At 30.4% G+C, this 14,362-nt stretch carries 10 protein-coding genes; 3 read left to right on the top strand and 7 right to left on the bottom strand.

The window, feature by feature from the left end; all coding sequences use genetic code 11:
• Positions 1 to 959: 959 nt before the first annotated feature.
• The 3 genes from BR66_RS0106700 to BR66_RS0106690 form a co-directional block, all read right to left on the bottom strand.
• The gene (locus tag BR66_RS0106700) at positions 960 to 1,433 is read right to left on the bottom strand and encodes a TIR domain-containing protein (RefSeq protein WP_026882221.1); all 474 of its coding nucleotides are present in this window, start codon (positions 1,431 to 1,433) and stop codon (positions 960 to 962) included.
• Between the two features lie 33 nt (positions 1,434 to 1,466).
• On the bottom strand, positions 1,467 to 2,414 hold the full coding sequence (locus tag BR66_RS0106695) for a caspase family protein (protein ID WP_026882220.1): 948 nt from the start codon (positions 2,412 to 2,414) through the stop codon (positions 1,467 to 1,469).
• Between the two features lie 264 nt (positions 2,415 to 2,678).
• On the bottom strand, positions 2,679 to 2,900 hold the full coding sequence (locus BR66_RS0106690) for a hypothetical protein (protein ID WP_156946241.1): 222 nt from the start codon (positions 2,898 to 2,900) through the stop codon (positions 2,679 to 2,681).
• Positions 2,901 to 3,543: 643 nt separating this feature from the next.
• On the opposite strand from BR66_RS0106690, the gene BR66_RS0106685 reads away from it, so the two are divergent.
• Positions 3,544 to 3,888: a phenylpyruvate tautomerase MIF-related protein gene (locus BR66_RS0106685; protein ID WP_026882218.1), complete on the top strand. Its 345-nt coding sequence runs from the start codon at positions 3,544 to 3,546 to the stop codon at positions 3,886 to 3,888.
• An 8-nt stretch (positions 3,889 to 3,896) separates the two neighbouring features.
• On the opposite strand, the gene BR66_RS0106680 is transcribed toward BR66_RS0106685, so the two are convergent.
• Positions 3,897 to 5,864 (bottom strand): endonuclease MutS2, encoded by a 1,968-nt coding sequence (locus BR66_RS0106680; protein WP_026882217.1) that lies wholly within the window; start codon positions 5,862 to 5,864, stop codon positions 3,897 to 3,899.
• A gap of 1,123 nt (positions 5,865 to 6,987) precedes the next feature.
• Between BR66_RS0106680 and BR66_RS0106675 the strand changes: the two genes are divergently transcribed.
• Entirely contained in the window at positions 6,988 to 7,539 is a 552-nt protein-coding gene (locus BR66_RS0106675; protein WP_026882216.1) for a flavodoxin family protein, read from the top strand.
• A 485-nt stretch (positions 7,540 to 8,024) separates the two neighbouring features.
• Positions 8,025 to 9,098 carry a threonine aldolase family protein gene (locus BR66_RS0106670; protein ID WP_242841119.1) on the top strand — a complete coding sequence of 358 codons (1,074 nt, stop codon included), beginning with the start codon at positions 8,025 to 8,027 and terminating at the stop codon, positions 9,096 to 9,098.
• An 83-nt stretch (positions 9,099 to 9,181) separates the two neighbouring features.
• On the opposite strand, the gene fumC is transcribed toward BR66_RS0106670, so the two are convergent.
• The 3 genes from fumC to yicI form a co-directional block, all read right to left on the bottom strand.
• Positions 9,182 to 10,558, bottom strand: a complete 1,377-nt coding sequence (fumC, locus tag BR66_RS0106665; protein ID WP_026882214.1) for a class II fumarate hydratase — start codon at positions 10,556 to 10,558, stop codon at positions 9,182 to 9,184.
• A gap of 50 nt (positions 10,559 to 10,608) precedes the next feature.
• The gene (locus BR66_RS0106660) at positions 10,609 to 11,589 is read right to left on the bottom strand and encodes a GGDEF domain-containing protein (protein ID WP_242841123.1); all 981 of its coding nucleotides are present in this window, start codon (positions 11,587 to 11,589) and stop codon (positions 10,609 to 10,611) included.
• 423 nt (positions 11,590 to 12,012) lie between these two features.
• Positions 12,013 to 14,322, bottom strand: coding sequence for an alpha-xylosidase (yicI, locus tag BR66_RS0106650; RefSeq protein WP_026882212.1), 2,310 nt, complete (start codon positions 14,320 to 14,322; stop codon positions 12,013 to 12,015).
• Positions 14,323 to 14,362 lie beyond the last annotated feature (40 nt).

Below are 14,362 nucleotides of genomic sequence, written 5' to 3'. Positions count from 1 at the left end.
TGATCAAGTTAGTACCTCCAAATAATTTATAGTTATTAGTATATAATTCTATAAAAGTTTCATAATCCTCCCTAAGACATAATACTATGATAATAAGTTTCAATTAGAACTTTTTTTAATTCAATAAAACTATTTTAATTCATCTCATTAATCATTCCAATTAAACGATGACTCATACAAAATATTTGGTACACCTATAGGTAGTAATGAACAATTTGTAATTTTATTCCCTATTTGTGGATTATTCGCAAAGCAAAGTATTTTATATTATACTTCATTATATCCTTAGGATTTTTTATTAAGTAACCCTTTCAATTTTGGGATTATTTTCATCTTCAGCACATTTACCTAATAGGTCATGAATTTTGGATAAGAGCATACATCGCCTTCATCACAATTATACTACAATCTGGAAGATAACTAGGATGAGCATCCTTAACATTGCATAATTATTCTCATAGCACAATTCACAGTGTAATTTGACTTTCTTAGAGGACTTATAATTTTAATCTGATTATATGTATAAATCACAATAAATACAATTATTGTAGTTATTTATAACTTCAGTACCAATTCTTCAACTGGTAAATATTTAATATAATCCTGCTAGGATTTACAGCAAAATAACTTCACCAACTGTTGTTATACTTATCATGATTTATACTTTGCCGTTGATTTAGAATAAAGATTAATCCAAATATGACTTTGAAATGGCTTAACATCCCTAATTTATCATTTTAATTTTGTAACAAAGTTTGATTAAACATATCTATTACAACTAATGGATTTCAATATTTTTTATAATAAAGTTTGGGCAAAACTATATGTTTTCTTAGCAGTATCTAAATTTTATAATCATAAATCCTCTGATATAACTGAATTTTATTCTTCTGATTATTTTTTTATAATTTGAATTAAACTTTTTTATAAACTACATCACTTCATATAGTATAATTTTTTTATAATACTGCTTTTAAATCTTTATAAAACTTTTCTGTACGATTTTCATAACTTGCATATTTATTAAATGATCCCATAGCCTTTTCTAATAATATATCTGACTCCTGCTTTTTATTAATCGCTATATATTTTGACAAATCACCAGCATTCTTTAGCCTTGGCCAATATTCTAGGTAGTCAGGTAGACTAGTTCCCTCACTTAAATAATTAACAATAGGAAGCTCCTTTTGAGATGCCATTCCAATCTCAAATGGAACCCACCAAGAAAGTTTGGTTTTTTCTGTTAGTACAACTAATATATCAGTACATTCATTTAATTTTCTTTTTATATGTTCAGTAAGAAGTTCCCCTTTAAATTCTATTCCACTATCTATTAAATCTAAGTATGCATCTACCTTTAATTCTTTTAAATTTAAAAATACATCTAATGCTACCAATTCATCTTCTTTCTTATGAGATATAAATACTTTCATTACTGTTACCCCTTTCTCTATATAGCTACTTGATTATATTTTTCCCTCTTTAGCAAGTTTCCAATAGTGATATCCTATTGATGTTAATTTGCAAGCTTTACTATTCATTGCCGCAAAATACATATGCTCTTCATCAACTGGAACTATAACGCCAACAGCTACCAATTTTTGTAATTCCTTAAAAATTACTACATTATCATCATTTTTTGATGGTGATGTGAATTCATATGTTGGATCTAGAATGTAAAGATCAGTAATACTGTGAAAGTACTTAGTTAAATTTCTTAAAATATTAACATTAATTGGAGGTTTTGCTTCCCTTATACTTGAAAATCTTGAAACATTTGTTTTAAAAACCGGCCTTTGATTCCATGCACCTAGTGCTTCATCAATGTAAGAATAAATTTTACCAGAAGTTACATGTCCTATTAAATCAGCTGCACCACCATTAAGTGCATCTACAAGAAGAGTCGTAAATATTCCTGCACCATTTACCTCAACTGAACTTTCATCTTTCTTACTAGCCGTAAGTATTGTAACTCCATCTGTTAACATACATAAATCCGAACTTTCTCCAAGTGGATTTCCAAAATCACCTGAGTGACAGCAATCTAAAATAATCACTTTGTCTCTTAAATTTGATGCATTTGCAAGATTTAAGATTTCATTCATTCCAATACCTAAATTATGTTTCGTAAAATCAGGTGTAACTATAGAACCTCCACTTGATGAAATTGTTCCATGACCGGAAAAATATAATACTGCCATATCACAAGTACCACTAAATAAGTCAGTTATATGACCCCTTAATTCCCCTTGAGTAATTTGTTTATTTTCATCTGTAATTAATTTAACTTCAAAATTAGGAGATCCATTTTCATTTTTCTCTAATAATGCTGCTATTTTATGAGCATCATTTATGCAACCATGCAATTCACAACCTTTATAATTATTAAATCCCACAACTAAAGCTTTTCTCATATGATTTTCCCTCCCTAACCAAAGTCATTACTAGCCGATATAATTGAGCCTGATTGCAATTTCACAATTTTATCGCCATTATAATAGATGTATGTTCAGAAGCCCAATATTCTACTGCAATGGTTGGCTTTCCTAACTTATTTACTATCTATATTTATTTATTAGATACATATACTCCAGCTAATATAATTGCCACGCTAGCTAGTCTAATTTGTTTTTCATGAGTGATTTATGAACAAATTGTATTTTTTAAATTTCAATCCCTCATTTATTTGTTTTTATCACTTTGTGGAAAAACATTTCTTTTCTTCTTGTTTTTGGATTAGGTATATTTTTATAAAAGCTTTGATAATTATTACTCTGTTTACCACTTTCTCTAATTAACCCCATTATCAGTATACTACAAATTCTTTTCCATTTCATCAATTTATTTGCTTTTATTATTAACATTGGCAACGCCTTATCCTCTCTATCCACCTCAATCAAACAATTCTCCCTACCACCCACCATGATAATTTTTCCAATCACTTATTTACGTCTTGATATTCAATCATCTGATTTTGAAAACTGTCTTCCTTCAGGAAGACTATCAATTACAATATCAATGGATTTTATTGCTTGTCTCTTTTCTAGTAGCTTTAATAATTGTATAAATTGCTGTAATTGCCATTTTAATTTTGCTTGTGATACATTTATAAACTCTAGCCACCTAATAATATCCTCTGAATCTGAATCTGCATTTGAACTAAGATCGTTATTGTCAAAATATATGTCTTACCTGATGCTTCTCCCTAAAGTAAAGAGTCACATTTTGAATCTTAATCAAAGCTTTATATTCAGCGTTAACGTACGTTCCACGTCCTTCTTTAATTAACTTATCAAAATCAATTTTTCTAAATCATTTATATCATACCTAAATAATGGCATGTTATTTGCAAAAGTCAACCCACTTTATGTAATATTATCACATAAAGTCGTACCACTTTGTGTAAATAGATCTGGGTATATATTTTACAATAAAAAATTCCTAGCAGAAAAACTTGTATATCTGAAATTGATATGAGAGTTCTAAAGTGTTAAAATATATTTAGTGACCACTAAAGTTAATACAATATTGGAGGCAATAAATATGCCATTTATTCAAACAAAGGTAAATATAAAAATATCAAAACAAAAAGAAGAAATTCTAAAAAGTAAGTTTGGAAAAGCAATCGAACTTATCCCTGGAAAGTCAGAAAAATGGCTTATGGTTTCTTTTGAAGACCAAAAAAATCTTTATTTTAAAGGAACAAACAAACAAGGAATAGCTTTTGTAGAAGTAAAGCTATTCGGGAAAGCAGACAACGCTGCTTATGAAAAAATGACAGAAGCTATTACTGATATTTTGAATCTAGAGTTAAAAATCAGCCCTGAGAATATATATATTAAGTATGAAGAAGTATCCCATTGGGGATGGAATGGCAGTAACTTTTAGGTTAGCTGCTATTCCAATTCATCACCTTTCTTTACAATTACTTTTACTCCATCTACATGTCCTTTGCTTAAAATTTTCTTGTTTTTTCTATTCTCCTTAGTATCAAAAACAATATCAAAGTCGTAGTCTTCAGGATACAGTTCATTATTTTGTATATAAAGTGAAAGTCTCTTTTGATTAATTTTAAGCTTTTTCTTCATTACCATTACTCCATATTCACCTTTAGAATTCTGGAGTTCACATATTATACCAGTTCTACCCATAAAGCTTATATATACGCAATCTCCTAATTTAAATTTGAGCTCTGTTTTTTGTTTTTCGCCTTTGTTATTTTTTATTTCTGCTTTTTTAAGCTTTTCAATTTGCTCCTCATGAATCTGAGTAGCTTCTAGTGGCTGAAGTATCACTTCATTTTTCTCCCACTTATATTTTGAATAATCTTTTTTCTCCTTATAAGTTATTTCATGTGCCCTTTCAATAATTTTATTATCCATACCAAGTCTTAGTGCAATTAAAAATGCATTGCTTTCCCCTGCCTTACCTATATTTAATTTATATAAGGGTTTTAGAGTATTAATATCAAATTCCATGGAACCATTTATAAACCCTTCATGATTTTTAGCAAAATCCTTAATCTCACTGTAATGAGTAGTTGCGAGCATTATTGACCCCTTAGCATAAATTTCTTCAAGGACAGATACTGCGAGTCCCATGCCTTCCCCAGGATCTGTGCCTGATCCAATCTCATCTATAATAACTAAAGTATACTTATCTGCGCAACCTAAAATACTTACTATATTTTTTATATGAGATGAGAAAGTACTTAAACTTTGCTCTATGCTTTGCCCATCGCCAATATCAGCTAAAATATCTGCAAACACTGCAAATTCGCTATTTTCACCAACGGGTACATTAAGTCCTGATTGCACCATCATCGTTAGGAGTCCAACTGTTTTTAGTGCTACTGTTTTTCCTCCTGTATTTGGACCTGTTATAACCACTGCTCTATAGTCCTCTCCCACTACAAAATCTAATGGTACTGCAGACTTACCAACAAGAGGGTGTTTGCCCTGTTTAATATTAATATAATTTTTAGTATTTAGTTTTACACCTCTAGCATCCATAGCTTTACTGTATTTACCTTTAGCAAAAATAAAATCATAATATGCCATAGTCTCTATGTTTATAGACATTTCTCTATTGTAGCCTTCGACTATATTAGTTAATGTGGACAATATGATATAAACTTCTTTTTCCTCTTCTATTCTCCATATATTAAGCTCATTCTGTGCTTTTTTAACCTCCTCTGGCTCAATAAACACTGTGGACCCACTGCTAGATTTATCGTGAATATCACCAACAATATTTTTTTTGTATTCGCTTTTTATTGGAATTACATATCTTCCATTTCGCTCACTGACTATAGCATCTTGAATATAGCTTTTATACCTTTCATTTTTAAGAACATTGTCTAATTTACTCTTTATTCTATCTTCTAAAATTACTATCTTTTTTCTTAGCTTGAAAAGCTTTGAACTAGCCCTATCATCAACTCTTCCATATAAGATACATCTTTGAATTTCTTCTCTTAAATCATTAAGTTCATAAATTGATTGCGCGTATTGGCTTATAACAGGTGCTGCATATTCTTTATCCTCCATAAATTTTTTTAACTTTTTAGCATCCCTTAGAAGCCCAGCTATAATATCCAATTCGCCTGGAGATAAGATAATATCTTTTCCCAGCTTTTGTTTCACATTTTCAATTCCTCGTAAGCTATGAATAGGAATACTTGAACTTATATTCACTATAGCTCTTGCCTCTGAAGTTTCATTCATATACTTTTCAATAAGATTGATATCAACATATGGCTCTAGCCTTTCAGCCATGTCCCTGCCCAAATCAGATATAGCATAACTTTTTAGTATTTCTTTTATCTTAGGGTATTCTAATAATTCCATAGTTCTATTATTCAATTTTTACTCCTCCACTCTACTTTTTGAATTTTTTGTGTAAAAGAAAAAGACTGTAAGTGAACACAACTTCACTTACAGTCTCAAATCCCATTAATATGCCTAAAATTATCCAAGGAGCTATAGTATTCCCTACTAAAAGTTTCTAAACATAATTACTGATTATTATGATATTTCACTAAAGCTATTTATAGCATTTAATAATCACAATACAGTAATTTTAGGTAAAAAAATACCGTGCAAATGCACGGCATTAACCTTAATAATGAAAAGGATAGTGTATCCGTGTTCCTATCTAAGCTATAAGTTCTCTAAAAAATCCATGACAAAATAACCTACTGTAAAGCAGATTTTTTTAGATCCTTAAAGACTTACATATTCAATTACTTAGTTAGTTAAGAACAACCACACTCATAAAAATCTCCTTTTTCATATTAAAGACATTATTTAATTTACAATAATTACTATACCATATATAATATCTCATATCAATATATAAATTTATGAGTCTTTGTTTGACGTTGACCCAACTCTTCGCACTAGTAATAATTTAGAGTTTAATGAGCCTTGGTCCATAGTTAGAGATGCATTTAAATAGTTAATCCTAAATTATATTATAGCCAAAATAAAGATAGAAGCTAATTTCCCATTAATAAATCCTTATGGGCTCAGCTTCTACCTTTTATTAAATTTTTATCCACTTACATTCTCCTTACCAATTCCCGTTAATAAATAATATAGTTGTGTAATTTAACATCAACTCTTGAGGGTTAATCTAGTACGGTTAGTTTGTATTTTTTACTCCATATTTTGTTGTTGGTGGAATCACCCCACTTTCAGTTACATTCAAATGTTTCATTAAATATTTGATCTTAGGGCCACACCCTTTCTTATTTTTGATTTCTTATTACACTCTGAGAGAAGAACTTCTTCTTTGTGTGTCTTTATTATACTAACTACTATTGCATTTGTCAACAATTATTATTAATTAATAATATGAATAATTATTTGATTATTATGATAACACTCAAAATTCAGATATATTGTATATAATTAATCAAGTTTTAGTTTTTATATATCCTAATCAGCGTTATAATTAGGTATAAATTAATAGGAGGAATTAACTATGAAAATTACAATAATAACTTCAAGTCCAAATAAGGATGGGTTGACCGCTGCCTGTGGGAAACATGCAAAAGATGGAGCTATTTTAAGTGGTGCAGAAGTATCATTGATTTCTTTAAATGACTTAAACATACCTTCTTGCAATGCTTGTGATAATGGATGGGGAACTTGTATAAGTGATCATATTTGTCAAGTAAAAGATGATTTTCAAGAAGTCCATGCTTCCCTAAAAGATTCGGATGGTTTAATCATAATCTCTCCTGTTTATTGGGGTGACCTTAGTGAAAGTGCAAAAAATTTTTTAGATAGATTAAGACGCTGTGAGGCATTTAGTGGTGACACAAATATTTTAGCTGGAAAACCTATAATATCTGTTGCAGCTGCTGGTGGTACCGGTAATGGAACCGTCTCTTGTTTAGACACTATGAACAAATTTGTTACCCATTTAAGAGCAATAAAACATGATTTCATCTCTATAACCCAAAAAACTAGAGACTACAAATTAAATACTATTAAAGAAGCAGCAAGTAGTCTTTGTACAAGCTTAAAATAATCAAAAAATATAGAAGCTAATTCCCATCAATTAATTAGTATGGGTTAGCTTCTATATTTTATTAAGTTTTTAATCAATACCATTCTCCTTACCAATTCCCGTTAATAAACAATGTAGTTGTGATAATTTCATTCCAACTCTTGAGGGTTAATTTAGTACGGTTAGTTTGTATTTCTTTTGCCAGCTATTGTTTTGATTGATGCAACCACCACACTTTCATGTAAATTAAAATGTTTCTTTATAATTTTAATTTTTAGGCCACATCCTTTCTTTCTATAGATTTAAGCTTACACTGTGAAGAAAGATTATCTTCTTTGTGTGTCTTTATTATACTAAGTCTGCTGCGCTTTGTCAATAGCTATTATTAATTAATATTATAAATAATTATTGTACTATTCTGTAAATATTCGAAATAACAAGTTATAGTTTTTATTTAGGACAATTATGTCTATAATTAGCTATATAAGAATAGGAGGAATTAAATCATGAATGATAATATGCAAGATTCACCGAATGATATTTCGTACAGTTTTAAAAATGATTATAGTGAAGGCGCACATAGTAACATTTTAAATGCATTATTTGATACTAATTTAGAGCAACAAGATGGGTATGGTGAGGATTATTATTGCTTAGAAGCTGCTAAGCTTATAAAAAAGAAACTATACAATCCTAATGCCCATATACATTTTGTTTCAGGTGGCACACAAGCCAATTTAATTGTAATATCATCCATATTACAACCATATGAATCCGTAATAGCAGCAGATACAGGGCATATCAATATTCATGAAACTGGTGCTATTGAAGCAACAGGGCATAAAGTTAATGCTATAGCTAGTAAAGATGGAAAACTAACCGCAAAAGATGTAAAAGGGATACTGGATATACATACTGATGAACATATGGTTAAGCCAAGACTAGTATATATATCAAACTCCACGGAGATTGGTAGCATATATAAAAAATCAGAGCTTGAAGAACTTTCATCATTTTGCAAGGCTAATAATTTGCTCCTGTTTTTAGATGGAGCTCGCCTTGGATCAGGTTTATGCGCTAAGGACAATGATTTATCTTTAAAAGAATTATCAAGACTTGTTGATGTTTTTTATATTGGTGGAACTAAAAATGGGGCTCTCCTTGGAGAAGCTATAGTAATAAATGATGATAAAATAAATGAAAATTTCAGATTTAATATAAAACAAAAAGGTGCCATGCTTGCTAAAGGCCGAGTACTAGGAATTCAATTTTTAGAGTTATTTAAAGATAATTTGTTTTTTGATTTAGCATATCATGCTAATAAAATGGCAAATAAACTAAGTGAAAATATAGAAAACCTAGGATATAAATTAATGATTAATTCCACTACGAATCAAATATTCCCAATATTTTCAAATAGTTTAATTAGTAAATTAAGTGAAAGATATTCATTCAGCATATGGTCAAGTATTGATGAAGAATATTCTGTTATAAGACTTGTTACCTCCTGGGCAACTAAAGAATATTATGTAGATAGATTTATAAAAGATTTGAAAAGCTTAACTTCTTCTGTGAAATAATTGTTTTACAACGAACAAAATTAAAAAGCTAAGTCCACATAAATCACCATTTATGGACTTAGCTTTTTTCTTTTTGAGCATGACTAAAGTGATGGATGCAGCATACTACTAAAATCCATTAACTCATCATATTTTTCTTCAGTAAGAATTCCAAGTTCTACTGCTGCTTGTTTTAGGGTTTTACCATTTTTATGAGCAGATTTAGCAATCTGCGCAGCTTTATCATATCCGATATGAGGAGTAAGCGCTGTGACAAGCATAAGAGATGTTTCTAAGTTATGCTCTATTTTTTCATAATTTGGGGTTATGCCCACTGCACAGTTATCGTTGAACGAGTTAAGCGCATCAGAAATCAATCTTATGGATTGTAACATGTTATAAATAATTACCGGCATATACACATTTAGCTGAAAATTGCCTTGAGATGCAGCAAAACTTATTGCCACATCATTTGCCATGACCTGACAACATACCATGGTCATTGCCTCACATTGTGTAGGATTTACCTTTCCAGGCATAATGGAACTTCCAGGTTCATTTTCCGGTATATTAATTTCACCAATGCCACATCGTGGTCCACTTGCCAGTAAGCGAACATCATTTGCAACTTTTAGCATATCTGCCGCAAGTGCTTTTATAGCGCCATGGGTATATACTAATCCATCTTTGCTAGTAAGAGCGTGGAATTTATTAGTAGCAGTGATAAATTTTTTCCCCGTAAGCTGGCTAATATTTTTCGCAACAAGTTCCGCAAATTTCGGATGAGTATTGAGTCCTGTACCAACTGCTGTTCCACCAAGAGCAATTTCTCTAACTTCTTCCATACTTGAACTTATCATTGCTTTTGTTTTTTCTAACATAGCATACCATCCACTAATTTCCTGACCCAGGGTGATTGGGGTTGCATCCTGTAGATGTGTTCTACCAATTTTAATAACCTGATCATACTGTTTTGATAAATCTCTAAACGTCATCTCAAGTTTATTAATAGCTGGTAGCAATTTTTCTTCGATTTCCATTATTGTTGCTATATGCATAGCCGTAGGAAATGTATCATTAGAACTCTGTGCCTTATTTACATGATCATTAGGATGTACTAGATTTTCACCCAGAATCTGATTTGCACGGTTAGCAATAACCTCATTTACATTCATATTAGATTGAGTACCACTACCCGTTTGCCAAACTGCAAGGGGAAACTGGTTATTTAACTTATTATCAAGTATCTCCTCACAAACAGTAATTATTGCTGTTCCAATTTCTTTACTTAATAATCCAAGCTCCATGTTGGTTAAAGCAGCGGCATTTTTTAATATTGCAAAAGCTCTTATTATTTCCAAGGGCATTTTTTCTGTGCCGATTTTAAAGTTTTCAAGACTTCTCTGAGTTTGTGCACCCCAAAGCTTGTCTGACTCTACTTTGATTTCTCCCATGGAATCTCGCTCCATATGATATGACATATAATCACCATTCCTTTACTTAAAATTCAATTTATTTTATAGAGCTCATTTTAATTCATCGCTCCAGATGCTATTTTACTTTGCTTTTGCTCATACATTAATTGATCTGCATGTTCAAAAAGTTGATAAATATTTTCGTGCTCACTTGTAAAACCTGCCATACCATAACTAAATTTAAGTTTGTATGATTTTTTTTCTATATCATTATAATTATTAACATTTCTAATTAAATTTTCTATGTAAAATACAATTTTTTCCTGTTGTTTTTCTTCTATTATAATTAAGAACTCATCTCCGCCCAGGCGTATAAGCTTTTTTTTCCTTAGTACAAAGCTTTGAGCCAATAAATCTGCAAATGCCTTAATTGCCTCATCGCCCTCATCGCCCTCATGATGTCCATACTTGTCGTTAATTATCTTAAAATCATCTATGTCTATGTAAATGAAAAAAAGTTTATTAACCATTTTAGCGTCTATATTCTCAACATAATGGTCATAGGATAAGCGATTTTCTAATCCTGTCAAGCTATCTTTATGGGACTGGTCATTTAGTATGAAAATATAAGTGAATACAATAATTATTGCTGCACTATTCCATATAACTAAATAATTAGGATATATTAACTGAACGATAGAACCTAGGGCAGGTACAATATAAAACGAACTAAATAAAATATATTCCCAGGACGTAAATTTTTTACGATGCCTATAAATGAAATATAAATTATATATAAAATATATGTAACTCACACATGGTAAAATAAAAAACAAGTGTCCTCTCTCATATAAATTATTACTAGTTATATAAAAAATCACATTTTTATTGTAGCTTGCTAAGGCTCCTAGAGCATTAATTAATAATGGAAGTAGAAGTATATAATTCATTTTTATCTTTTCCTTGTGATACATATTCACCCATTCTTTACTAAATAAATATCCAACATATAAAATACTTGGTGCTACTATAAACCCAATGATATTCACTAACCTATTTAATAGCATAAATTGCTTTAAATTTGAATTATTTAACATCACACTAAATATTTCCAATATTAAACAAAGCAAGGTTAATGCCATAATCCACATATATAACATGTTGGTTGTTTTTTTCTATTCATATTGAAATAAGCATGTCCAAATAAAATAATTAATAAAATTGATAAAGCAATGTTTATTTGGGCTTGTCCTAAAATAATCATCTTATCTTACCCCATTTTTTTATTATTTACATGTTTACTGTACATAATTATATCATAATTATTATCCTTTAAAAAGTATTATTAATATCATTAATCTGCATACTTTTAACTCCATAGCTAATTTATTCTATCAAATTATAGTATTTTAAATCCATATATTAATTTGCCTGTAACCATAATATAGATGCTATTCAAGTTAATTAATCAACTTGAATAGCATCTATATTCCAATAAATCTTAATTTAAGCCTTTAAAATTACAGTTCTATATTTAAAATGTCACTAGTAGTTGTTATTTCTATGCCTCGTTCTAAAATTTTTATATTTTCTGAGTTAACATTCTTTATATTTCTTACATTTCTAAGTACCACACTGTATTCTCCAATAATACCTTGAACCTTGATATTAATAATACTTTTCTTTTTCAATGCTGTTATAGTAATTTTTTTATTTCCTTTTATGTCATGCACATAAGTTTTAGCTACCTTTCCATCTATTAATTGAAATAAATGAAAACTTGGTTTTTCAGTATAATCGTATTCTGTTTTTTGATCCGTGCTGCCAAATGCGATTATTGAATTTTCTCTAGCCATCAAAGGTAATGCCATATAATCATATTTTTCACTGATCCATTTTTCACCTTGTAGCACTTCATTAGTTAAAATATTGGTCCAATTACCACTTGGCAGATAGTATTTAACATTTCCAGTTTCATTAAATATTGGTGCCACCATTAAACTGTCTCCAAGAATAAATTGCCTATCCAAGTACCCACAAGTTTCATCTTCAGTAAATTCTAATACCATTGCCCTCATCATTGGTACACCGGATTTTGCAGTTTCACAAGCATTTCTAAATAAATAAGGCATAAGGGAGCACTTAAGTGTTGTAAATTTTCTTGTTACTTCCACTGCCTCATCATCGAATATCCACGGTACCTTATATTCCGTGCTTCCATGATATCTGCTATGAGAAGATAATAATCCTAGCTGTGTCCAACGTTTATAAAGATCTGCTGTAGTTCCATTTTCAAAACCACCAATATCATGGCTCCAAAATCCAAATCCTGATAATGTTAATGATAATCCACCTCTTAAAGATTCAGCCATAGATGCATAGCTGGACATGCAATCTCCACCCCAATGCACAGGGAATTTTTGTCCTCCCACCGTTGCTGATCTAGCAAATACTACTGCATTTTCCTTGCCAAGCTTTTTTTCTAAAATTTCAAATACAGTTTTATTATAAATATAGGTATAAAAATTGTGCATTTTTTTAGGATCGGAACCATCAAAATAAACTACATCTAAAGGTATCCTCTCACCAAAATCAGTTTTAAAAGCATCTATACCCATATCAATAAGTTTTTCTAAATATGATTGAAACCAACTGCGAGCATCTGGATTTGTGAAATCAACTATACCCATACCTGCCTGCCACAAATCCCACTGCCATACATCTCCATTTGTTTTCTTTAATAGATATCCTTTTTCTGCTGCCTCATCAAACAATAATGATTTCTGCGCTATATACGGATTTATCCAAACACATGTCCTTAGACCCTTCGCCTTTATTCTACTTATCATTTGCTTAGGATTTTTAAACTTCCTTTCATCCCATTTGAAATTGCACCATTCAAACTCTTTCATCCAAAAACAATCAAAATGAAATACACTAAGTGGTATATGCCTTTCTTGCATTCCATCAATAAAGCCATTAACTGTTTTTTCGTCATAGTCTGTTAAAAACGAAGTTGATAACCATAATCCAAATGTCCATGCTGGTGGAAGTGCAGGTTTCCCTGTTAAATCAGTGTATTTTTTAAGAACTTCTTTCATAGTTGGTCCATTTATTATAAAATATTCTATACATTCTCCTTCAACCGAAAATTGTACTCTTGAAACCTTTTCTGACGCAATCTCAAAAGAAACCTTTTCCGGATGATTTACAAAAACGCCATAACCTTTATTACTAATATAAAATGGAATGTTTTTATAGGTTTGCTCACTTCCAGTTCCCCCGTCCTTATTCCATATGTCAACAACCTGGCCATTCTTTACAAACGGAGTAAATCTCTCCCCAAGACCATATATTAGTTCTCCCACATCTAAGCTAAGCTCATCCTTTACATACTTTTCACCTTTATCTGTTGTTATGTGTGCCATTGCCTTTAATCCACTTGAAGTTAGGCTCTTATCTTTATTAAAAAATTTTATTTCGAAATTTTCTTTTTCCATTTCTACATTCAAATTTCCTGTAGACACAATTATTTTATCTTGTGATACTTTAGTGACTATATCAACTTTTTTATCACTTATTTCAAATTCAGGTCCTGTTTTAACCGCACCTTTATTATGATATATCTTAACTCTTATTATATCTTCCTGGGGAGAAGATAGCTTTACTGTTAGCATTCCACCATCTAATGTATTACCTCTGTTTTCTATTTTAGTGTATGGTGCAAAAATAGTAATTTCCTTATTAGTTATATCCCAATCATAGGCTTGAGTAGGATTTATCATTGAATAACCTTCTTTATTTAGCCAATAACCATTTGTAAATTTCATTTATCTCCATCTTCTTTCTCTTTAAAATTTCTACCGAGCA

Origin of the sequence: Clostridium akagii DSM 12554 (assembly GCF_000686725.1) — a bacterium.
Taxonomy (GTDB): Bacteria; Bacillota; Clostridia; order Clostridiales; family Clostridiaceae; genus Clostridium_I; species Clostridium_I akagii.
Note: the sequence above shows the minus strand (reverse complement) of the source record. Positions and strands in the feature narration are given on the sequence as shown.